The following is a 20,231-nucleotide window of genomic DNA, read 5'->3' on the forward strand; positions in this document are numbered from 1 at the left end:
ATGTGGGAGAGGGTGCGACCCCGCCATCCTGCCGCCTCCTGTCACGTCCTCCTGTCATGTCCTGCTGTCACGCCCGATGACGTGCCGCGCCGTACGAGCCCGGATGGCCTGCTCGGCCGCCTCCAGCAGTGTCACCGGCCGGCTCTCGGCCGCACGACGGACACCCGCACCGCTTCCCGGGCGAGCGCTCCGGTGTCGTCGCCACCCGTCTCGCGCTCTCACGCTCTCCCGGCTTCCGGGGCGCGGACCGGGCACGTACCCGGCCGGCCGCCGTCTCCTGCCCCGCGGCCGAAACGTGACCTCCGGGCAGCGTAACGATCCGGCCATCTTTTCCCCTTCTCCTCCGGCGGGGGCAAAACTTGTGCTGTCCTCTTTTCCTCCGGCCTTCGGCGTACCAATGTGGGAGATATGAATGCGACGGTAGGCGACCGGCTCCTGATGCATGGCAATGCCGTCGGCGAAAGGGACCGGAGCGGAGTAATCACGGAGGTCCAGGGCACGGACGGCGGGCCTCCATACGTGGTGCGGTTCGACGACGGGCACACGGGGCTGGTGTTTCCAGGCCCTGATGCCGTGGTCATGCCTCAGTAGGATTTGCCCGTGAGATCAGAAATCATCTCCGTGACCACCGGTTCACGAGAGACGGTGCACAACATCACGCCACAATGCGAGGAATTCGTCCGCGCCCAGGGCGAGGACGGATTGCTGCACGTCTTCGTGCCGCACGCCACGGCCGGCGTGGCCCTGCTCGAACTGGGCTCGGGCAGCGACGACGATCTGCTGGCGGCGCTGCGTGACCTTCTTCCCGCCGACGATCGCTGGGCTCACGCCCACGGTTCGCGCGGCCACGGAAGGTCGCACGTGATGCCCGCGGTGATCCCGCCGTACGCCACGATCCCCGTGCTGGGCGGGCGAATGGCACTGGGCACATGGCAATCCGTCGCACTCGTCGACCTGAACGTCGACAACCCGCAACGCCAGGTTCGCCTGTCGTTTTTGTCTGATTGATTCTGGCCGACTACGGCCGTACCCGTGGCGACCGTTGACGACTGAGGGTCACAGCGTGTGGACTGTGCCGAAGCGATAAACCGCATAAGCGGGGCCACTCAAGCAGGAGGGATAAACGTGAGCGCGACCGCGGGTCAGGCGCAGGGCGAGCGCGGCCTGGCCGAACGACTCGGCCTCAAGCCGGGTCAGGTGGTGCAGGAGATCGGTTGGGACGAGGACGTCGACGACGAGCTTCGTTCGTCGATCGAGACCCTGACCGGCAACGAGCTGCTGGATGAGGACAGCTACGACGTCGTCGACGCCGTGCTGCTGTGGTGGCGCGACGGCGACGGGGACCTGTTCGACGTCCTCACCAGCGCCATGCGAGTACTCGCCGACGGTGGCCAGATCTGGCTGCTGACTCCCAAGGCCGGTCGCGACGGTCACGTGGAGCCGAGCGACATCGGGGAGGATTCCACGACCGCGGGTCTCTCGCAGACCAGCAGCATCTCCGCCGCACCCGACTGGTCAGGGACCAGGCTCGTCCCGCCGAAGGGCAGCCGCCGGTAGGAGCCCGAGGCGCCCGCCGTACGGCAGGATGGTGCCTGTGAACGCGCATCCTGCCGAGGTCGGCGCCCTCGCTCCGGATTTCGAGCTGCAGGACCAGCACGGCACCCCGGTGAGCCTGTCTCAGTTCCGGGACGAAAACGTCGTGCTGGTCTTCTACCCGCTCGCATTCAGCGGGATCTGTCACGGTGAGCTGTCCGCCCTGCGCGATCAGCCGATCGCCGGGGCGCGGGTGCTCACCGTGTCCGTCGACTCCGTCTTCACGCATCGTGCCTGGGCGGATCGCGAGGGTTACACCTTCGCGCTGCTCTCCGATTTCTGGCCACACGGACAGGTCGCGCGGGCGTACGGTGTGTTCGATGAGGCGAAGGGGCTCGCTCGCCGGGGGACCTTCATCATCGACGGCGAGGGCGTGATCCGGTGGTCGGTGGTCAATCCGATCTCCGCGGCACGTGACGTCGCCGACTACATCAAGGCACTCGCCGACATTTCTTGACCTCGGAGGGAAGGATGCCCTGCTACCGCTGCGGGGCCAGGCAGACGGACCCGGTGCGCGGCGCCAGCCCGTGGCAGCGCGGGGTGCGCCACGAGTCTCAGGTGCTGATCTGCCCGGACTGTCAACGGCTGCACGACCTCGACCTCGACACCTGCTCCACGTGCGGGTCCACGGCGCTCATCTGCCGGCTGGGAGAGGTGGAATGCCGCTCCTGCGGGGCGGTGCGGATGGCGCGCTCCTCGGAAACCCTCGGTCCTGCTCCGGTGACGGCGCCGCCGGGACTCTCGGCGGAGGTCGAGGCAGCGCTCAACCGGGTCCTGGGACGGGCCTAGGGGTCCTGCGACCCACTCCCGGCCTTTGCCTGCCTCACGCGGGCCGTGCGGCGCTGTGAGGGCGACTGGGGGCATGTGGGTACGGGAGCGCGCGACAGCGGGCGATGCGTCGGCTACGCACAAGCAGGCATCCGGGACCTACGCACGTACGGAGACCTGAGATCCGCCTGCGTGCATCCGGGACGAGAACCCGCGCACGGGCACCCGGAACATGCACCCTGAACCCTGCCGAGGACCTCATGACGCTGAACCTGGACGTGAACCCAGCCACCACCCTTTCCCGGACATTTACTGAGCTGCGCTATCGTCGTCTTTCGTGTCCGCAATGAGTTCGTTCGTCGTCGCGCTCGACGTCGGTGGCACGTCCATGAAGGGCGGCCTGGTCAGCGAGTCCGGCGCGGTGCTGCTGAGCGAGCGGCGCCCCACCCCCCGGACGGAGGGCCCTGAGGCGGTCGTCACCGCCATCTCCGACTTCATCGGCCACCTCGCCGACTCGGGCGACGGCATCCCGGCCGGCGTCGGGCTGGCCGTGCCCGGCCTGGTGTCGGAGAACGCCGCCCTGTACGCGGCCAACCTGGGCTGGCGCGACGTCCCCGCCACCGACTTCACCGCCCTGGACATCCCGGTGATGCTCGGCCACGACGTACGCACGGGCGGACTCGCGGAAAGCATCCTCGGCGCGGGCCGCGGCCTGTCCGACTTCCTCTTCCTGCCCATCGGAACGGGCATCGCCGGCGCCACGATCATCAACGGCGAACCGTACGGCGGCTCCTCGGGCTGGGCCGGCGAAATCGGCCACACCCCGGTCTTCCCGGACGGGGAAGAGTGCGCGTGCGGCCAGTTCGGCTGCCTGGAGACGTACGCGTCGGCGGCCTCGGTAGGACGCCGCTACAGCCAGCGAGCCGGCCTGGAGGGCGTGAAGGCCGAAGAGGTGGTCTCCTCGGACGACCCGATCGCCATAGAGGTCTGGGACGAGGCCGTGGAGGCCCTGTCACTGGCGCTGGCCACGTACACACTGCTGCTGGACCCGTCGGTCATCGTCCTCGGCGGCGGCCTCGCCGAAGCCGGCCCGGCCCTCTTCGACCCGGTACGCACCCGCCTGATCAAACGCCTCGCCTTCCGCGACGCACCCCCGCTGATCCCCGCCGCCCTCGGGGTGGACGCCGGCATGCTCGGGGCGGCCCTCCTGGGCTGGCGCGCCGCGGGACGGCCTGAGCTGGGACCCGGCTGGGTCGTGGATGTGCGGTCGAGGCCGTTGGTGTCGTAAGGTGTAGTGCCGATCAGGGGCGGTTAGCTCAGCGGTAGAGCACTCGCCTTACAAGCGAGGGGTCACTGGTTCGAACCCAGTACCGCCCACCTGCGACATCGGCCCCGTCTCCGATCATGGAAACGGGGCAGGCCAGTGCGCGTCTCTTGTGGCGCTGAAGTCACAAGATCTAACCTTTGGGTTGTTGGAGTTGGTCGGAGAGCCGTCAGTGCCCGCAACTCAGGGAGGGTGGGTATGGAACCGCTCCCGGATACGTCTCGGAGCATCAGAATCCCGTGATCCCACCCTCCTTATCCATCATCGTCGAGGTCGAGACAACCGCCGGCATCGCTTCCAACGGTCAGACCTACGTGTGTCGCGACGGTCACCGGCGGCGCTGGCCGGGACCATGACACACCCGCCCGTGCGCTGTGCAGCGACCTCGTCGCAGTGAGGCGTCATGCTGGAGGTCGCCCTTGTGGGCGGAAACCAGGCCCGGGGCTTGCGTCATCATCACCGTCGGCGACCTCGCCGTGCTCGTCACACCGTTGCACCCGGCCATGGCGCTGTTGAATGTGCCCACATGTGCCCGCGGCTCGGATCGCCCAGCCGGCCGGGCTGCCCGCCAGCGAACTGCGCGGCCGGCGCTTCAGCGTTGAGCGGCTGGCAGAGGACGACGCTGGCGGACTCCGCCTGCTGGACGATCCCCGAGTCTTGTCAGCGGCCGGTTCAAGTTCTGTGTGACGATTGGCCGAGGTGGGGGTTGGCGACCTGTAAGTCCTTATAGACGCCCAGCACTTCGCGCGCGACTTCGGCATCGCTCATCTGCGTACCTCCTCATCATGCGCGGCGCAGTCCTCGGCCCCCGATGCGTTCCGCGCGAGCCCTAGTCTGCGCCTGCACGCCATGACTATGAGTATCTGAACGGGTACGTTAGTGGAGCTCACAGCCGATCCCGCGCCCTTAGCGGGGGTGGTGAGGATCGGACCTCGTGGTCGCAACCCGATAGCGACGTTTCTGCTCGGTGACGTCCAGCAACTGCCCGCCGTTGGCTTCGATGACTCGTTGGGAGGCGATGTTGGTCCTGTCGCACATGACCAAAGCCTCGGAGATGCCCAGGGACCGGGCGATCGGTAGCGCGGCGGCGAGCATGGCCGTCGCGTGGCCCTGGCGGCGGGCGCCGGGGCGGACGTCATAGCCGATGTGGCCGCCGAACCGCTCCAGCGCCGGCGTGAGCCGGTGACGGATGGCCAGTCTGCCCAGGAATCGCTCGCCGTCGACCCACCACAGGGTGGTCATCGGCACGAATCCGGGGCGCGTACCCGATGGGTTCCGCTCGTCGACCACGCGCGCGGTGTACGCCTCGAAGACCGCCGGATCCACCAGGGCCTTCGGGTCGACGTCGTCGACGAACCAGGGAACCGGATAGTCCTGGTCGGCGCGAAACTCGGCCACCGCGGCCAGGAACGACGTCAGCAATGTGCTGCTCGGGTCGATGAACACCGGCATGGCGCCATGATGCCCGCGAGAGTGGGTGACGCCAAGACATTATCGCTGCCCCGGTCATCACCTGGCGACGTACGCGTCCAGAAGCTTCGGGGCTCCCTCCGGCTCGCAGGCCCCGCCTTCTGGTCACTCCGAGAGTTTCCGGTAGGTCGTCGGCCGTCCCCTGCCTCCTAGTTGCTCGACGAGCCTTCTCGATCTCAGTTCGCGGAGTGCCTATCGAATGTTGGGTGCGGACAGCTGTAGTTCTTGCTTCAGTTCCGCGACAGTGCGGGTGCCGGTGGCCAAGGCATCGTAGACGCGTAGTTCCGTCTCGTTCAGATCATCGCCCGAGTGGATGACGGCAACCGCCTGCTGCCTGAGAACGACGGTGAACCGGATGGCGGCGTCGATGTAGTGCGCGGGGGGAAGTCCGGCCTCGGCCAGCGCATCGCTGACGATTGGGATGCCGGTCGCCAACGCCTCGACCACTCGCGCGCCTGTTCCCGGTGTGCGGGCGTGTTGGCAGATCGCGATAAGCCGCGCGTTACGAGCGGAGGTGACGGCATCCCGGCCGAGCCGATCGACCGTGATGCCGTACAGGCCGCCCGGGTTGGAAACGATCAGCCGATCACGCCGGAGCCGCACCTCGACTGCCATACCTGCCGACCAATGATCGAGATCGCGATGGAGGAGAGCGTTCGCGATGATTTCGCGAAATGCGATGTATGGAAAGGCCGGTTGATCACGAACGGTACCGTCCGGTGCTGATACGACACTGGTGTCAAAGGTTCGATGGGCCCAGCTCAGGGCCTCCTCCAACATCCGTGGAATCGCGCCCGTGATCGTAGTCTGGTTCCGAGCCCGCGATCCCGCGGGATCGGTCGGCAACGGCTCGGCCGAAGCCTGGATGACGAAGCGTGGAAACCACTCTTGCGGATGAACCCCCAGAGCCAACAGCCCCGCGACGGTTGGAGTGCCGTCCGGCTGAGTCACTCCGGCGCGCCGGAGCAGCTCTGCATCGTCAAGGAAACGGCCCAGTCCATGGGGATCCTGTTCGCGGACCGAACGTAGGTACGTTGTGACGAGGTCGTTGTCCAGGTCCTCGCGGGTCGCGCCAGTGACGGGCTGCCGGTCGAAGAGCGGCGGCTTCCGGGCGGCAAGGAATGCCTGCTCTTCCAGGTCCGATAGCGGGAAATCTCCGTCGTACCCCCGCATGTACGCCGTGCCCGAGGCTGTGATCCGACACGGCTTGGCCGACGGATCACATTCATGAACTCTGGCGACGATGACCGGTATCTCGTCCACTTCAGCGTCACTGATCGTGAGCTGGACAGGAGGTGAGAACGAGCGAGCCTTGTGAGCAAGGCCTTGCTTGAGAGCTTGCGGGTCTGGCAAGTGCACTGGACGGAAGCCGGTGGCTTCATCGAGGCCGAGGATGATCGTCCCACCGCCTGGATGGTTCGCGAGCGCACTCAGCGTCGAGCCCAGCGACTGTGGCAGTCCTCCTGCTGCCGACTTGACCTCGACGTCGTCGTCATCGCCCCCGGACGTTCGGAGACGTGCCACCAATTCGCTCAGTGCTGGCTCATGAGCAAATGTAACCACGAGCCGGTTACATTTGCCTGCATCCTGGTTACATTTGCGGTAGGGGTCTGCAGCGGCACGCCGTTTGCCCACTTCGGGATGGGCCTCATCGAACATTGCTTTGCGATATGGGGGCCGGTCCTAGGCGGCGGCAGCACGGGCCGTGAGGCTCCGACCGTCGCTGCCAACATGCCAGGGGGAACTCGCCGGCCTCAGCGCCGCGCCTCGTGCGGACGCAGCCTCCCCATCGCCTAGCTGTTCTGTCCCGTGAGGTTGGTGACGCGGTTGGCGGGTGGTTGGCCGACCAGGGCGGTGTGTCCGCAGTGATGGTTGTACAGGTGCGGCCAGGCCGGCAAGGCGGCGTGACGTTCGGCTTCTGAGGCATATGGGCGGGCGTAGGCCCATTCCTCGGTCAGGGTGCGGTGGAAGCGTTCGACCTTGTCGTTGGTCTGGGGGCGGTAGGGGCGGGTGCGCTTGGGGGGTGATGCCGGCTGTGTGCGGCGTGTCGCGCCGTAGGTGGGAGCGGTAGCAGCTGCCGTTGTCGGCGGGACCCGGCGTACGGTGATGCCGCAGGCGGTGAAGCACGGTGTGGCGGCCGATCGAACGTGGTCAGGGGCGGTCGCAGGTTCAAGGCGTCTTTCTCACTCCGGCCCACCGAGCAGCGCGGCTGATCTTCGTTCTTGCGCTTTGATCTGGTAGCTGGCACGGTGCCGGGTTATGGGGAGAAGGCGCTATGTCGCCAGGGGTGTTTCCGGTGGATACCGGATCTGGGACAACAAGGCGCGCCGCTGGTGGGGTGACCTCTACGAGTTGTGCCCGGACGAAGTGCTCGACGAGCTGAACGGCGCACGTGATCCCGGCAGACTCACGACGCTGCTCAAACGCCACAGGGCGGAGAAGCGGTAGCCGAAGGGTGGGGTCATGCGGAAGAGCGTTCTGATGCGGCAGGAGGCGTGGTGCGGGTCGTGTGGGTGGTGGTGGCCGTGTTGGTGGTCATTCCGCTGGTCGGGTTGTTTGTGCTGGTCATGAATCCGGTGTGGCGTGATGACGCCCGGCTGGAGGCCTTTTACGAGCGGGTGGCCGCCTATCCGCTTCCGCCTGGTAGCCGGGAAGCGTTTCTGCAGGATCGGGATGTGACCTTTGGGAAGAACCTTGTGGGAGGTAGCGGCTCCTATTGCGACTATCGGGTTCGTATCACGCTGGAGACCTCGCTCTCGCCGGAGGAATTCCGTCGCCATTATCGGGGTGCCGCGATTGCTGGGGCCGAGCATAAGGCGATGATCTCGGTGTATTTCGGAGAGGTGAACTCTGCTGGTGGGCGCCGGGTCATCGTTGAGGCGTACGACTCTCACAACTGGGACTGGGACTGGCGCTGCTACTGACATCGACACGAGGCTGAGGAGTCTGCGTCACGAGGCCGCGGGTATTCGCGGGTCGAGGGCGGTTTGTGAGCGGTTTGCCGCTGCTTTCGTGAGCAGTCTGCCGCACGTGGTGTGAGCGTTCTGCCGTCCGTGTTGTGGTGTTCTGTTGCTCGGTGGTTTGCTCCGGTGGTCGTCGCGGGGGAGGGAAGTGGGTCAGCGGCCCTGGCGGCCCTTGCGGTTGTGGCGAGGGGGTGGGGTGCGGCGGGGAGTGGGCTTGCGGGTGGCCTGTTGGGGTTTGGGGGTTTTGGTGTTGGTCTTGGGGGTGGGTTGGGTTCGGCCTCGGGAGCTGTTGGGGGTTCGGCCTCGGACTATGCCGATGAAGTCTTCCACCTGGTCGGTGGTGGCTTCTGCGGGCCAGGCCAGGGCTATCTGGGATTGGGGGGCGTCCTGGACGGGGCGGTATGTGAGGTCGCGGCGGTGGTGGAGGCGGCCCAGGGATTGGGGGACCAGGAGGAGGCCGGTGCCGGAGGCCACCAGTTCGATGGCGTTGGCTGTGGTGGGTGGGCGGGTGAAGGCGGGGTGGCCTGGGAACGACGGCCATTCCAGGGTGTCGTCCAGGGGGTGGAAGATGTCTTCGTCGGCCAGGTCGGCGAGGGTGAGCTCGTCTACGGCGGCTATCGCGTGGTCCTTGGGGACGACGACCACCGTGGTCTCCACGTACAGGGGGATGACGCTCAGGCCGTCGCGGTCGATCGGGAGGCGGACGAAGGCGGCGTCGGCGGCACCCTCGCGCAGGAGGGGTACCAGGTCGGCGGCGGGGGCCGTGGTGAGAGTGAGGGGGATGTCGGGTATCCGCTCGGTCCAGACGTTGACCCATTTCGCGGGGGTCACCCCGGGCGCGTAGGCCAGGCGGAACTCGGTGCCGGTCTCCCCATCAGTCATGGGGTCAGGGTATCGATGTCATGAAACCCCTTCTGACTGGCTACCCTCGACGCCATGACCTCGTCCAAGCCGAAGACCGTCCAGACGATGAAGCCCGAGACCGCGGCCAAGAAGCTGGGGGTGCTGCTGGCCGCCACTCCCGAGGAGTTCCGGGCGGGTGTCGTCTCCAGGGACGAGCTGAACGCGTTGCAGTCGGCGCCGCCCTCCTGGCTCGCCGACCTGCGCCGCAACGGCCCGCACCCCAAGCAGGTCGTCGCCGCGAAGCTGGGTGTCTCCATCTCCGGACTGGCCAGGGGTGGAATCACCGAGCCGCTCACCACCGCCGAGATCGAGCAGTTGAAGGCGGAGCAGCCGGAATGGCTGGAGCGTGAGCGGGGCATCCAGGCCGAGGCCCGCAAGGAAGCCGCCCGCCTCAAGCAGCGCTAGGTCTGTCTTCCCTAGGTCCGCCCTGGGTCTGCGCAAGGTCTTTCCGGTGGTGGGCTCGCTGCCGAGGGCGGGGGCCTGTTCGACGGTGCAGGGCGCGGGATCGTTCCCGGAGTCGCCCCGTTTCGCCGGCGGTGCCGCCGGGGTCAGGCGTGTGGGTGCACGGTGAGGAACGGGCCGTGGGTCTGGGTGCCGTCCGGCTTCGACCAGGCGCCGGAGACGTGGCCGGTCGCTTCCGGTGGGAGAGGGGTGGCGGCGTGGAGGACGCGGTGCAGGCGGAGGGTTGTGCCGGGCGGGCCGGGGAGGATGGTGCCCTCCGCGTCGTCCGTGGTGCCGCTCGCCGGGACCTGTGTTGTGGTGCCGCTCGCGGAGGCGTGTGTTGAGGTGCTGTTCGCCGGGGTCTGTGCCGTGGTGGCGCTCGCCTGAGCTTCTGTGGTGGGGTCGCTCGGCTGAGCTGCTGTCGAGGTGGCGGTGTAGGAGCGGGTGATGTGGGGGGCGGGGGCGTCGGTGGTGTTCTGGTCCTGGGGTTGGGCGCGGCCTTCGATCAGGGCCGTCAGTTCGGCGATCAGCACGGGGTCGTGGCAGCCGTCGTAGATCCAGCGCCGGCCCAGCACCCCGTGCTCGGCGGTGCCGATGAGCGCGTGGCCGGCCTCGTCGAGCGGAGCCCCGCGGTACGTGAGCGGCACCAGGTACGCCGTCGCCCGCCCGTCCGAGACGTCGTTGACCACCATGAACTCGATGCCGACCGCGCCCTCGGGGTCGTCCAGCCGGAAGCCGCCGCCCTTGGCCAACTCGGGGCCGGCCGGGCCGCCGCGGTACCACGGCCGGGTGGGGAGCCAGGTGGTGAGCAGTTCCAGCTTGGTCGGGGTGAGGGTCGTGTGGTGGATGACGGCCATGCTGGAGGTCGCTTTCGTCGTGCGGGTAGGGACCTCCGGATTGTACGGATTGTAGGGTTGTAGGGATGGCGGCGGGGGCAGATCGGGACAGGGCGGGCGTCAGGACGTGACGGGAACGGGTGTCAGGTCGTGACCGGGGCGGGCGTCAGGTCGTGACGGGGGCGGCGTCAGGTTGTGACGGGGGCGCCGTTGGCGGTGACGTTCTTGAGGATGAGGTTCTCGACGTTCTCGATGACGTTCGCGGTGGCGGTGGTGCCGAAGTCCACGTCGGTAAGGGTGATGTCGCGGATCGGCGCCTCCGGGTAGCCGCGCAGGTTGAGTGCGCGTTTGGCGGTGCGTACGGTCACATTTCGTACGTCGATGCCGCTCACCGTCGGGTTGAACCCGTGTCCAGGCCCCTCTTCGTAGTAGTAGTCGATGTCGATGACCGCGCCGCCGACCTCGCCGATCTCCAGGTCCCTGGCGTGGAAGCCCTCGACGAAGCCGCCGCGCACGGAGTTCGTCTTGAAGCGCAGCGCGATGTCGAGATTCGGGCTGGACATCGCGCAGTCCCTGATGAAGACCTCGCGTACGCCGCCGGACATCTCGCTGCCGATCGTCATCCCGCCGTGCCCGTCGCGGAAGGTGCAGTTCTCGACCAGGATGTGCTCGCTGGGCACGTTCACCCGGCGGCCGTCGGCGTTGCGGCCCGACTTGATCGCGATGCAGTCGTCGCCGGTGTCGAACGTGCAGCCGCGCACGACGACCAGCCGGCTGGACTCGGGGTTGCAGCCGTCGTTGTTGGGGCCGTGGCTGGAGACCGTGACGTTCCGTACCAGGACGTTCTCCGACAGGGTCGGATGGATCTCCCACATCGGTGAGTTGATGATCGTGACGCCGTCGATGAGCACGTTCCGGCAGCGGTAGGGCTGGATGAAGGACGGGCGCAGACAGCCGCCCTCCCCGTACGTCCGCCGCGCAACCGGCACCCCCTGCTCGGCCTGGGCGAACAGGGCCGCTCTCGCCTCCGCCTGGCGTGGTTCGCCGGGCTCCCAGCCGTAGTCGCTTGAGCCCTTCCACGGCCACCAGTGGTCGGGGCCGGCCTGCCCGTCGAGCACACCCGACCCGGTCACGGCGATGTTCCGCTGACCGTACGCGTAGATCAGCGAGGAGTAGTTGAGCAGTTCGACGCCCTCGAACCTGGTCAGGACCAGCGGCAGGTACGCCTTCGGATCGGTGCTGAACAGCAGCGTGGCCCCGGCGGTGACGTGCAGGTCCACGTTGCTCAGCAGGTGGACGGCACCGGTGCGGAAGCGTCCCTCCGGCACGTCCACGTGGCCGCCGCCCGCCTGGTGGCAGGCTCTGATCGCGGTACGGATGGCCGCCGTGCAGTCCGTCACCCCGTCCCCGACGGCGCCGTAGCTCCTGATGTCGAAACGACGGTGGGGGAACTTCGGGCCTCGTACGCGGGCGGCTATCCGGTTGGCGCGGGCCCAGGGGTCGGGAGCGATGGCAGGTGCGGCCCCAGTGAAGAGGAGCGGAGTGGCGAAGGCGGAGCCGGCCACGGTGCGCATGGCGTCACGGCGACTGATCCCGGGTGCCCAGAATGGAGGCGGCTCTGCTGGAGGAGGTGGGTGCGAAGGCGGGTCGGGCGTGGAGGGGTCGGACACGAAGGGCTCCCTACCGGCTCGGAACACCCGGAGCATAAGCCAACCCGTTGCAGTGATCTAGGTGCATGTCGTACATCCACCCAGGAAACGGCCGGCAACCGGTTGCAGAATCGCAGGGAACGCCCGCCGCCGCTAGACCGGACAGGCCACGGAGGTGCCCGAGCGGATCGAGTACAGGTACACCTGCCGCAACCCGGGCGGCACCACGCCCCGGCCCGCGCAGAGCACGAAGTCGCCGTTCAGCGCGTGCAGCACGATCTGGCAGTCCGGCAGCGGGGCGTTGGTGAAGGAGCCCACGGTCCGGCCGAGGAGTGAGCCGATGAACGGTGCGCACTCGTCGTACACGATCTGCTTGACCGGGTTGGTGTAGGTGGTGCTGGAGTAGAGCGTGAACTCCCCGGGAGGCGCCGCGGCGGAGGCGGGGACTGCGGCGGTCAGGGTGAGGGCGGCGAGGGCGGCGATGGCGGCGGCGATGGCCGCGCGGCCGTGGCGCGGGATGCGTAACATGCTTCTCCTCGGAAAGGGGCGGACGCGCGCTGTGCACGCCCGCGAAGAGGAACCCGTTGCGCGGCGCATCCACCATGGAAGTGCCCCAGGACGCGCGCGTGGCCTCATCATGAGCGCGGCGGGCACTTCCGTAAAGCGACCTTCGCCGCACGAGACCTCCGCCGCACGAGACCTCCGCCGTGAACGACCGACCCCGCCGTGCAGCGACCCCTGTTCCCTCTTGCCTGAGCGCGCCAGTAAGGCGAATGTGGAGGTACGCATCCCCGGGGGTCGCGATCCCCGGTGGACGGTCCGGCCCGGACAGCGAGATGGGTGGCGGTGGCCGAGAGGCCACCAGACCTGCCGCCGCTTGACGGTGCCTCTGCTGGTCCGGGCCGGATCTCAATCAGTGCGGCCGGATCTCGATCAGTGCGGCCGGATCTTGATCAGTGCGGGTCAGCCCCGGGTCTCCACCCACATGCTGACCGTCGTGTGCGGCGTGATGCCCGTGTAGGACACCGTGCCGACGGGCTGCCACGGGCCCTCGATCGGGATGAGCCCGACCTCCGGCAGGAAGTGGCGCTGCAGGACGCGGATCCGGTGCTCGCCGGTGCCCGAGGTGCACAGGCTGTACGCCCCGCGCGTCTCGGTGGCGAACTGGGCCGTGCATCCGGTGGGGGTGGCGGAGGCGGCGGGGGAGGCCGCGATGAGCAGGGCGGTGGTCAGGGTGGCCGAGGCGGCGCCGGCCGCCCACCTTCTTCTCGCGTGCATGGTGGCTCCTCATGGGGGATGGGTGGAGCGAGCGAGAATGCTTAGGAAAGTTTCCTAAAAGTGGGCGGCGGCGTCAATGGGCTACCAGCGGTCGTGCACCTGCGGCCGGATGAGCTCGTCGTAGACGTCGCGCACCGCGTCGAGCGTGGCGGCGTCCAGCGGCGGCACCGAGGCGGCCGAGGTGTTGCCGGCGGCCTGGCCCCGGTTGCGCGCGCCGGGGATCACCACCGAGACGCCCTCCTGGTCGAGCACCCAGCGCAGCGCGAACTGGGCCATCGTGAGGCCCTCGGGCACCAGCGGCGCCAGCCGGCGCACCGCCTCCAGGCCGGTGGCGAAGTCGACGCCGGAGAAGGTCTCCCCGACGTCGAACGCCTCGCCGTGCCGGTTGTAGGTGCGGTGGTCGTTGTCGGCGAACGTGGTGTGCTCGTCGTACTTGCCCGACAGCAGCCCGCTGGCCAGCGGAACGCGGGCGATGATGCCCACCCCGGCGGCCCGCGCGGCCGGGATGACCCGCTCCAGCGGCTTGAGTCGGAACGCGTTGAGGATGATCTGCACCGTCGCCACTCCGGGCCGGGCGATGGCGGTCAGCGCCTCCTCGCAGGTCTCCACGCTCACGCCGTACGCGGCGATCTTCTTCTCCGACACCAGCGTGTCCAGGGCGTCGTAGACCTCGTCGGAGGAGAACACGGAGCTCGGCGGGCAGTGCAGCTGGACCAGGTCGAGCGTGTCCATGCCCAGGTTGCGGCGGGAACGCTCGTTCCAGGCCCGGAAGTTGGCCAGCACATAGTTCTCCGGAACCTGGTCCATCCTGCGGCCCATCTTGGTGGCCACGAACAGTCCCTGCCGGTCCTCGATGAAGCGGCCGATGAGGCGCTCACTGCGTCCGTCGCCGTACACGTCGGCGGTGTCGATGAGGGTGACGCCCCCGTCCACCGCCGTCTCGAGCGTGGCGAGCGCCTCGTCCTCGGTCATCTGGCCCCAGTCCGCGCCCAGCTGCCAGGCGCCGAGGCCGACCACGCCGACCTGGCGTCCGGTACGTCCCAACACGCGCTGTTCCATGGTCGTCACCCTTTCTCGTACGTGAGCAGCACCAGTGTCGCGGATCGCGGGCGCTGCCACGTACCCGGGCCGACCAGGACGCGGTCAGGCGGCGGTGCGGCGGGCCAGCCGATGATCGTCGAGCGTGCGCGCGATCGTGTGCACGGCCCGGCGCAGCGTGACACCGTCCAGGTGCCCGAACCAGAAGGCGATCCCGTTGCGGGGCACGCGGCCGGGATGATGGAACGCGGCCAGCTCGGCCACGTGGACCCGGCGCGCCCGCAGCAGCCGGACCACCGACTCGGCCGGGACGGCGGACGGCAGCAGGAGCGCGGCCGAGGCGCCGGAGTGCGTGCCCAGCAGGCGGGTGCCCGGGTACGCCCCGAGCGCCTGCCGGACGAGCGCCCGCTTGGCGCCGTACAGGAGGGACAGCTGCTCCGCCCGCCTGGCAACGAAGCCCGAAACCAGCAGCTCCGTGAGCGCGAGCTGGCACGTGACCGCCGGCCGCCGCGAACGCACCGCGCTCAGGTCCCGCTCCACCTCTCCGGCCGGCCGGCGCGGCAGCACCGCGAACGACAGCCGCAGCGCCGGCGGGAGGAGATCGCGGAACGAGCCCGTCATGGTGGTCGACCACGGATCCCCGAGCGCCGGCCCGCCGGCGAACCGGCCGTCGAAGGCCGGCTCCAGCACCAGCCCGCCGCTGTCGCGGGCCCACCCGGCCAGGGCGCGGCGGCGTTCGAGCGGCAGGCGGGTGCCGTACGGGACGCCCCGGTCCGGCAGGACCACCACGACGTCGCAGGAGCGCGGAATCAGGTCGGGGCGGGCGCCGGAGCCGTCCGCGGGAAGGGGCAGCACGGTGCCGAGCCGGGCGAGCTCGGCCCTGAGCCAGGGCGGCGCGGGATCCTCCAGGGCGATGACGGGATCGGGCCCGCCCCGCGCGCGTACGGCCAGCGCGAGCGCGTCGGCGGCCCCGGCGGTGACGATCACGTCGTGGCCGTCGAGCACCAGGCCGCGCGTGTCGCGCAGGTGGGCGCCGATCGCGGCGCGCAGCGCGGGCAGCCCGGCGGCGGGCGGCTCGCCGAGGTGCGGGGCGCGCTCACCGGCCCGCCGCCAGGCCGCCCGCCACTCCGCCAGCGGGAAACCCTGCGTGCTGGGCAGGCCGGCGCGCAGGTCGATGGCCGTCTCGGTGGAACGCTCGGGCTCGCGGACCGGCGGGCGGCCGGTGGGGCGCGAGACGTAGGTGCCGGAGCCGTGGCGGCCGCTCACGTACCCCTCGGCCAGCAGTCTCTGGTACGCCGTCAGGGCCACGCCGCGCGAGGTCCCGAGTACGGCGGCCAGGGTGCGGGTGGACGGCAGCCGGGCGCCGGCGGCCAGCCGCCCGTGCTGGATGGCCGCGCGGAGCTGGGCGGCGAGCTGCTCCTGCAGCGGCTCCGGCAGGTCGCGGTCGAGCGTGATCGCGACATTGAGCCCTTGCGGATGACGCATGGATGATCCCCCAGTGAGTGTCGGAACGTGGCCCCTCCCCTCAGGCGTGCCATCCCGTTCCACCGGCGTTCCATCCGCGATGCGGCCGGGGGATCACCGCGGCCGGTACGAGCAGCGCACCCCCGTCTGCACGCAGGCGCGCAGCTCCTCGCCGAGCACCGCGTCCACGGCCTCGATCCGGGCCAGCGCCCGCCTGATCGCCTTGCCGACGGCGATCCTGGCGCGCTCGTCGCCGTCCGCGAACGGCCGCGCCCGCCCGCCGATGCCGGTCGCCGCCGCCAGCTCGCTGATCAGCCACTCGCGCTCCAGCCGCACCGCCGCCGCGCGTTCGAGGTCGTGCATGGACTCCAGCTCGTCGATCTCGGCCTGCAGCCCGGCCAGCCGCTGCCGGTAGGTGTCCCTGGCCAGGTCGTCGAGCATCGGCTGGGCCGAATCGCCCTGGCCGGCCGGCCGGCACGCGCCCGCCGCCAGGTCGGCGGCCGGGATCTCGCGCCCGGGGTTGCCGGCCAGCGTGGCCAGGTATCCCATGCCGACGCTGTGCTCGACGAGCGCCATCCGTCCGCCCAGCTCGACCTGCCAGTGCCGTCCGTGACGGCGTAACCGGCACGGGCCGCCTGCGCCGCCCGCCCGCCCGGCGGCGGGCAGCACCATGCCCAGCTCCCTGGCCTCCCGCGCGGCGGCCGCCTGCTCCGCCCGAGCCGCCTCGCTCGCGGGGCCGTCACGCAGGGCCAGCGTCTGCCCGAGCCGGCAGCGCGACAGCGTGGCGGCCGGCCAGTGGCTCAGCGCCAGATTGTCGTGCACGGCCGCGCGCAGGTGCCGTACGGCGAGGTCGAGGTCGCCCTGGGTGAGCGCGGCCATGCCCAGCGAGTGCTGCGTCGAGCCGAAGCAGGCCACGCCGAGGCTGGCCACCATCGGCAGGTGCGCGTACGGGCTCAGCAGCGTGTACGCGCGGGCGGCCGTGCCGGCGTCCCCGAGCAGGTGCGCGGTCTCGACGACGCAGTACATCGACAGCAGCCACGTGCTGGAGCTCGGCAGGTCGCCCAGATCCCGGCCGCGCAGCCGGGCGAGGTGGCCGGCCGCCTGGCGGCGGTCGCCGGAGACGGCCGCGGCCAGCGCCAGCCCGGCCAGGTAGGAGTTGTCGATGGGGCTGAGCGTGGGGGAGCTGACCAGGTCGTTCATGGCGGGCAGCAGCTCGGCGACGCGGCCCTGGTACCAGCGGACGGCGGCGAGCTGGCCGCCGTACCAGCCGGTCGCGTCCATGTCGCCGGCCGTCTCGCCGAGCTCGTAGCACTCGCCGGCCAGCCGCTCCGCCTCCTCGAAGCGGCCCGCCCTGATGGCGAGCATGACCCGCATCGCGGCGGCCACGTAGCCGACCGCCAGGTGCGGCTGCTCCTCCAGCAGGCCGCGCAGCTCCTCCAGGCAGCGCTCCGCGTGCGGGTCGGCGGCCAGGTACAGATCGGCCGTGCGCCACATGAGCCCCATCAGCAGGTCGCCCCTGCGCCGGGTGACGGCGGCCTGGCCGATCAGCTCGGCGGCCAGCTCCTTGCGCAGCCGCCCGTGCTCGGGGCCCAGCAGGCAGTGGTGCGCCAGGCTCAGCGCCTCGGCCAGCATCTCCGCGTCTCCCGCGCCCCTGGCCTGCTCCAGCAGGCGCAGGATCTCGTCGTGGGCGCCGCCGCGGTAGTCGTCCTCGCCGCACATCCGTACCCGCAGCCGCAGCGCGAGCGTGGATCCGGGGTCGATCAGCGACAGCGCGTGCCGCTGTCGGGCGCGCACCATCTCCGACTCGGCCGCCGTCCGGTGCTCGCGCACCCAGATCCCGCCCAGCCCCAGTGCCGCCCGGGCCAGCGCGGGCGGGTCCCCGCACGCCTGCGCCTGCCGGTAGGCCGCGTCGAACCAGCGCCGCGCGGTGCGCAGGTCCCCGTTCACGTACAACGCCCGCTCGCCCAGCACGAGGGACAGCCTGAGCTCCGCACTCGAAGGCGGGCGCACGCCAAGCCCTTCCGCAACGCTCACGATTCCGCTCCCCTGTCGGTCATCCTTATTGAGCGTCGGCATGGCCCGCCGAATACTGTTCTAAGAAACCGTGCACGTTTCGAGGGCCCGTACGCTGAACGTCATGATTCGTCCTGCCACACCCGCCGACGTCCCCGAGATCATCAGCATGATCCGGGAGCTAGCCACCTACGAGAAGGCCGCCCACGAGGTGCGCGTGACCGAGGAGCAACTGCGCGACACGCTCTTCCGCGACAATCCCGCCGCCTTCGCCCACATCGCCGAGCAGGACGGCGAGGTGGCCGGCTTCACGCTGTGGTTCCTCACCTACTCCACCTGGCGCGGCGTGCACGGCATCTACATGGAGGATCTGTACGTACGCCCCGAGCGCCGGGGCGGCGGCCACGGCGTCGCCCTCATGCGGCGTCTTGCCGAGATCTGCGCCGAGCGCGGCTACCAGCGGCTGGAGTGGTCGGTGCTGGACTGGAACCCGGCCATCGGCTTCTACGAGAAGCTCGGCGCGGTCAACCAGGACGACTGGTACCGCTACCGGCTGACCGACGAGCCGCTGCGCCGCCTCGCCACTCTCCGCGACTGAGACTTCCGTACAGACGCGCGTCCGGCTTCACGCCCGGACGCGCGTCACGCGGGTCACGCATGACGGCGTGGCCCGCGTGACGCGTCCGCTCAAACGCCGGCGTGGGACCGGCTCCGCGTGCTCTCAGCCTGCTCGAACACGCCCATCTCGCCTTCCTGCATGTCGCGATGCGTCTCCTCGATCCGCAGCGCGACGCCGAGGGCGAAGAACGTGGGCGCCCACTCCCCGATGAAGATCCCCCAGCGGTCGGCCCGGTCGAGCCCGGCCCGCTCGGTGTTCTTGGACATGAACCAGGTTCCGAAGGACAGAGCGATGGACGCCAGCCCCGCGGTGTACATGTGTCCGGATCGCACGCCCATCTGATGCAGCTTTTTGATCATGTTTCCCCCCTTGCTGTGAGTGCTGTTACCCCAGGCAGGGCCAGGTAACCGATCATTACCGGCATGTTTCGTACGTGACGCTTGTGCGGAGCTTGTTACCGCGGTGAATCACCCGTAACGAACTCACGGCCACGCAGGGTCAAAGTGCGTAACGAGCCCTTCCTACAGTGGTGAATCCGGACGCCGAGCGTAGGAGAGGTCGATGGCGCGCTGGATCGCCGAGTGGCATCCCGATGACCCAGCCTTCTGGGAGAGTTCAGGCAAGCGCGTGGCACGGCGCAACCTGATCTTCTCCATCGTTGCCGAACACCTCGGCTTCACCGTGTGGACCCTGTGGAGCATCGTGGCGACCAAGCTGGGGTCGTACGAGTTCACCACCGACCAGCTCTTCTGGCTGGTCGCCCTGCCCAACCTGATCGGCTCGGTGCTGCGGGTCCCCTACACCTTCGGCCCGGCCAGGTTCGGCGGCCGGAACTTCACCGTGGTCAGCGCCCTGCTGCTGCTCATCCCCGCCGTGCTGCTCGGCGTGGCGGTGGGGAACCCGGGCACGCCGTACTGGCTGTTCCTGGTGATCGCGGCGCTGGCCGGGTTCGGCGGCGGGAACTTCGCCTCCAGCATGGCCAACATCACCTACTTCTACCCGCGCGGCAAGCAGGGCGTCGCGCTCGGGCTGAACGCGGCCGGCGGCAACATCGGCGTCAGCTCGGTCCAGCTCGTCATGCCGCTGGTGATCGGCTCGCTCGGGCTGGCCGCGGCCGGCTGGTTCTGGGTGCCGTTCGTCCTCGTGGCCGCGATCTGCGCCTGGTTCTTCATGGACAACCTGACCAGCGCCAAGGCCGACCCGCGCGAACAGCTCTCGGTCGCGGGCAAGGCCCAGACCTGGATCATGTCGTTCCTCTACATCGGCACCTTCGGCTCGTTCATCGGCTACTCCACCGCCTTCCCGCTGCTCAGCGCGAGCCTGTTCCCCGGCGCGCCGTTCGCCGCGGTGGCCTTCGCAGGACCGCTGATCGGCTCGCTGATCAGGCCCGTCGGCGGCTGGCTGGCCGACCGGCTCGGCGGCGCGCCCGTCACGCTGTGGAACTTCGCCGCGATGGGCGGCGGCGTGCTGCTGGTCTGGGCGGCCAGCACGTCGGGCAACTTCTGGCTGTTCTTCCTGGCCTTCCAGGTGCTCTTCCTCACCTCCGGCATCGGGAACGGCTCCACGTACCGGATGATCCCGGCGATCTTCCAGGCCAAGGCGGTGGCCGAACGCGGCGAGGGCGAGGAGGCGCTGCTGTACGGCAAGCGCCAGGCCTCGGCCGCCATCGGCATCATCTCGGCGGTCGGAGCCCTCGGCGGGTTCCTGATCAACCGGGCGTTCGGGATGGCGTTCGCCGCGGCCGGCACCCCGGCCCCCGCCTTCCTCGCCTTCGGCGTCTTCTACGTGTCCTGCTTCGCCCTGACCTGGTGGTGCTACACCCGCAAGGTCGGCGTCAACGTGGTGGCGAGCCTCGCCCATGCCAGGGTCTGA

Annotated in this window: 22 protein-coding genes, 1 tRNA gene and 1 pseudogene; 12 read left to right on the forward strand and 12 right to left on the reverse strand. The window is 69.5% G+C overall.

Annotated features, from left to right (window positions below; all coding sequences use genetic code 11):
* Window positions 1-408 precede the first annotated feature (408 nt).
* The 7 genes from OIE67_RS06780 (at window position 409) to OIE67_RS06810 (ending at window position 3,738) form a co-directional block, all read left to right on the forward strand.
* Window positions 409-591 carry a DUF1918 domain-containing protein gene (locus tag OIE67_RS06780; protein ID WP_106233878.1) on the forward strand — a complete coding sequence of 61 codons (183 nt, stop codon included), beginning with the start codon at window positions 409-411 and terminating at the stop codon, window positions 589-591.
* A gap of 9 nt (window positions 592-600) precedes the next feature.
* Window positions 601-1,008: a secondary thiamine-phosphate synthase enzyme YjbQ gene (locus OIE67_RS06785; protein WP_326637694.1), complete on the forward strand. Its 408-nt coding sequence runs from the start codon at window positions 601-603 to the stop codon at window positions 1,006-1,008.
* A gap of 117 nt (window positions 1,009-1,125) precedes the next feature.
* Window positions 1,126-1,557, forward strand: a complete 432-nt coding sequence (locus tag OIE67_RS06790; RefSeq protein WP_106233881.1) for a DUF3052 domain-containing protein — start codon at window positions 1,126-1,128, stop codon at window positions 1,555-1,557.
* Between the two features lie 28 nt (window positions 1,558-1,585).
* Window positions 1,586-2,050, forward strand: coding sequence for a peroxiredoxin (locus OIE67_RS06795; RefSeq protein ID WP_326637696.1), 465 nt, complete (start codon window positions 1,586-1,588; stop codon window positions 2,048-2,050).
* 14 nt (window positions 2,051-2,064) lie between these two features.
* Window positions 2,065-2,382, forward strand: a complete 318-nt coding sequence (locus OIE67_RS06800) for a hypothetical protein (RefSeq protein WP_106233884.1) — start codon at window positions 2,065-2,067, stop codon at window positions 2,380-2,382.
* Between the two features lie 325 nt (window positions 2,383-2,707).
* Window positions 2,708-3,649, forward strand: coding sequence for an ROK family protein (locus OIE67_RS06805; protein ID WP_106233886.1), 942 nt, complete (start codon window positions 2,708-2,710; stop codon window positions 3,647-3,649).
* 17 nt (window positions 3,650-3,666) lie between these two features.
* Window positions 3,667-3,738, forward strand: a tRNA-Val gene (locus OIE67_RS06810).
* Between the two features lie 853 nt (window positions 3,739-4,591).
* On the opposite strand, the gene OIE67_RS06815 is transcribed toward OIE67_RS06810, so the two are convergent.
* The 3 genes and pseudogenes from OIE67_RS06815 to OIE67_RS06825 all read right to left on the reverse strand — a co-directional run.
* On the reverse strand, window positions 4,592-5,137 hold the full coding sequence (locus OIE67_RS06815; RefSeq protein ID WP_326637699.1) for a GNAT family N-acetyltransferase: 546 nt from the start codon (window positions 5,135-5,137) through the stop codon (window positions 4,592-4,594).
* Window positions 5,138-5,347: 210 nt separating this feature from the next.
* Window positions 5,348-6,814, reverse strand: a complete 1,467-nt coding sequence (locus OIE67_RS06820) for an ATP-binding protein (RefSeq protein WP_326637701.1) — start codon at window positions 6,812-6,814, stop codon at window positions 5,348-5,350.
* Window positions 6,815-6,948: 134 nt separating this feature from the next.
* Window positions 6,949-7,278, reverse strand: a pseudogene (locus OIE67_RS06825) (integrase core domain-containing protein); the annotation flags it as partial.
* 136 nt (window positions 7,279-7,414) lie between these two features.
* Between OIE67_RS06825 and OIE67_RS06830 the strand changes: the two are divergent.
* Window positions 7,415-7,603, forward strand: a complete 189-nt coding sequence (locus OIE67_RS06830) for a hypothetical protein (protein ID WP_326637703.1) — start codon at window positions 7,415-7,417, stop codon at window positions 7,601-7,603.
* Window positions 7,604-7,650: 47 nt separating this feature from the next.
* Complete coding sequence (locus tag OIE67_RS06835) at window positions 7,651-8,079, forward strand: hypothetical protein (RefSeq protein WP_326637705.1); 429 nt, start codon at window positions 7,651-7,653, stop codon at window positions 8,077-8,079.
* A 192-nt stretch (window positions 8,080-8,271) separates the two neighbouring features.
* Here OIE67_RS06835 and OIE67_RS06840 read toward each other — a convergent pair whose 3' ends face one another.
* Window positions 8,272-9,000 (reverse strand): LysR family substrate-binding domain-containing protein, encoded by a 729-nt coding sequence (locus OIE67_RS06840; RefSeq protein ID WP_326637708.1) that lies wholly within the window; start codon window positions 8,998-9,000, stop codon window positions 8,272-8,274.
* A 54-nt stretch (window positions 9,001-9,054) separates the two neighbouring features.
* Here OIE67_RS06840 and OIE67_RS06845 point away from each other — a divergent pair, with 54 nt between their 5' ends.
* Window positions 9,055-9,426 carry a DUF5997 family protein gene (locus tag OIE67_RS06845; protein WP_326637710.1) on the forward strand — a complete coding sequence of 124 codons (372 nt, stop codon included), beginning with the start codon at window positions 9,055-9,057 and terminating at the stop codon, window positions 9,424-9,426.
* A gap of 143 nt (window positions 9,427-9,569) precedes the next feature.
* Here the strand turns inward: OIE67_RS06845 and OIE67_RS06850 are convergent, their stop codons facing one another.
* The 7 genes from OIE67_RS06850 to OIE67_RS06880 all read right to left on the reverse strand — a co-directional run bounded on the left by OIE67_RS06850 (window position 9,570) and on the right by OIE67_RS06880 (window position 17,761).
* Window positions 9,570-10,319, reverse strand: coding sequence for a maltokinase N-terminal cap-like domain-containing protein (locus tag OIE67_RS06850; RefSeq protein ID WP_326637712.1), 750 nt, complete (start codon window positions 10,317-10,319; stop codon window positions 9,570-9,572).
* A 167-nt stretch (window positions 10,320-10,486) separates the two neighbouring features.
* A complete protein-coding gene (locus OIE67_RS06855; protein ID WP_326637714.1) occupies window positions 10,487-11,872 on the reverse strand; it encodes a glycoside hydrolase family 28 protein in 1,386 nt (461 codons plus the stop codon).
* 228 nt (window positions 11,873-12,100) lie between these two features.
* Entirely contained in the window at window positions 12,101-12,475 is a 375-nt protein-coding gene (locus OIE67_RS06860; protein WP_326637716.1) for a hypothetical protein, read from the reverse strand.
* A 435-nt stretch (window positions 12,476-12,910) separates the two neighbouring features.
* Window positions 12,911-13,225 carry a hypothetical protein gene (locus OIE67_RS06865; RefSeq protein ID WP_181306868.1) on the reverse strand — a complete coding sequence of 105 codons (315 nt, stop codon included), beginning with the start codon at window positions 13,223-13,225 and terminating at the stop codon, window positions 12,911-12,913.
* Between the two features lie 81 nt (window positions 13,226-13,306).
* On the reverse strand, window positions 13,307-14,284 hold the full coding sequence (locus OIE67_RS06870) for an aldo/keto reductase (RefSeq protein WP_326637720.1): 978 nt from the start codon (window positions 14,282-14,284) through the stop codon (window positions 13,307-13,309).
* A gap of 84 nt (window positions 14,285-14,368) precedes the next feature.
* Window positions 14,369-15,748 carry an aminotransferase-like domain-containing protein gene (locus OIE67_RS06875; protein WP_326637722.1) on the reverse strand — a complete coding sequence of 460 codons (1,380 nt, stop codon included), beginning with the start codon at window positions 15,746-15,748 and terminating at the stop codon, window positions 14,369-14,371.
* Between the two features lie 93 nt (window positions 15,749-15,841).
* Entirely contained in the window at window positions 15,842-17,761 is a 1,920-nt protein-coding gene (locus OIE67_RS06880; protein WP_326637724.1) for a hypothetical protein, read from the reverse strand.
* A 103-nt stretch (window positions 17,762-17,864) separates the two neighbouring features.
* Here OIE67_RS06880 and OIE67_RS06885 point away from each other — a divergent pair, with 103 nt between their 5' ends.
* Window positions 17,865-18,338, forward strand: coding sequence for a GNAT family N-acetyltransferase (locus OIE67_RS06885; protein ID WP_326637726.1), 474 nt, complete (start codon window positions 17,865-17,867; stop codon window positions 18,336-18,338).
* Between the two features lie 89 nt (window positions 18,339-18,427).
* Here the strand turns inward: OIE67_RS06885 and OIE67_RS06890 are convergent, their stop codons facing one another.
* Window positions 18,428-18,718, reverse strand: coding sequence for a hypothetical protein (locus tag OIE67_RS06890; protein ID WP_106233909.1), 291 nt, complete (start codon window positions 18,716-18,718; stop codon window positions 18,428-18,430).
* 202 nt (window positions 18,719-18,920) lie between these two features.
* Here OIE67_RS06890 and OIE67_RS06895 point away from each other — a divergent pair, with 202 nt between their 5' ends.
* A complete protein-coding gene (locus OIE67_RS06895; protein WP_326637728.1) occupies window positions 18,921-20,231 on the forward strand; it encodes an MFS transporter in 1,311 nt (436 codons plus the stop codon).

Source organism: Nonomuraea fuscirosea, assembly GCF_035917475.1.
Classification (GTDB): domain Bacteria; phylum Actinomycetota; class Actinomycetes; order Streptosporangiales; family Streptosporangiaceae; genus Nonomuraea; species Nonomuraea fuscirosea.

Coding starts and splice junctions, on each gene's coding strand:
- OIE67_RS06780 (WP_106233878.1), top strand. CDS start 409: ATGAATGCGACGGTAGGCGACCGGCTCCTGATGCATGGCAATGCCGTC.
- OIE67_RS06840 (WP_326637708.1), bottom strand. CDS start 9,000: ATGACTGATGGGGAGACCGGCACCGAGTTCCGCCTGGCCTACGCGCCC.
- OIE67_RS06800 (WP_106233884.1), top strand. CDS start 2,065: ATGCCCTGCTACCGCTGCGGGGCCAGGCAGACGGACCCGGTGCGCGGC.
- OIE67_RS06815 (WP_326637699.1), bottom strand. CDS start 5,137: ATGCCGGTGTTCATCGACCCGAGCAGCACATTGCTGACGTCGTTCCTG.
- OIE67_RS06870 (WP_326637720.1), bottom strand. CDS start 14,284: ATGGAACAGCGCGTGTTGGGACGTACCGGACGCCAGGTCGGCGTGGTC.
- OIE67_RS06850 (WP_326637712.1), bottom strand. CDS start 10,319: ATGGCCGTCATCCACCACACGACCCTCACCCCGACCAAGCTGGAACTG.
- OIE67_RS06795 (WP_326637696.1), top strand. CDS start 1,586: ATGGTGCCTGTGAACGCGCATCCTGCCGAGGTCGGCGCCCTCGCTCCG.
- OIE67_RS06865 (WP_181306868.1), bottom strand. CDS start 13,225: ATGCACGCGAGAAGAAGGTGGGCGGCCGGCGCCGCCTCGGCCACCCTG.
- OIE67_RS06895 (WP_326637728.1), top strand. CDS start 18,921: ATGGCGCGCTGGATCGCCGAGTGGCATCCCGATGACCCAGCCTTCTGG.
- OIE67_RS06820 (WP_326637701.1), bottom strand. CDS start 6,814: ATGTTCGATGAGGCCCATCCCGAAGTGGGCAAACGGCGTGCCGCTGCA.
- OIE67_RS06855 (WP_326637714.1), bottom strand. CDS start 11,872: ATGCGCACCGTGGCCGGCTCCGCCTTCGCCACTCCGCTCCTCTTCACT.
- OIE67_RS06890 (WP_106233909.1), bottom strand. CDS start 18,718: ATGATCAAAAAGCTGCATCAGATGGGCGTGCGATCCGGACACATGTAC.
- OIE67_RS06805 (WP_106233886.1), top strand. CDS start 2,708: ATGAGTTCGTTCGTCGTCGCGCTCGACGTCGGTGGCACGTCCATGAAG.
- OIE67_RS06885 (WP_326637726.1), top strand. CDS start 17,865: ATGATTCGTCCTGCCACACCCGCCGACGTCCCCGAGATCATCAGCATG.
- OIE67_RS06830 (WP_326637703.1), top strand. CDS start 7,415: ATGGGGAGAAGGCGCTATGTCGCCAGGGGTGTTTCCGGTGGATACCGG.
- OIE67_RS06845 (WP_326637710.1), top strand. CDS start 9,055: ATGACCTCGTCCAAGCCGAAGACCGTCCAGACGATGAAGCCCGAGACC.
- OIE67_RS06860 (WP_326637716.1), bottom strand. CDS start 12,475: ATGTTACGCATCCCGCGCCACGGCCGCGCGGCCATCGCCGCCGCCATC.
- OIE67_RS06875 (WP_326637722.1), bottom strand. CDS start 15,748: ATGCGTCATCCGCAAGGGCTCAATGTCGCGATCACGCTCGACCGCGAC.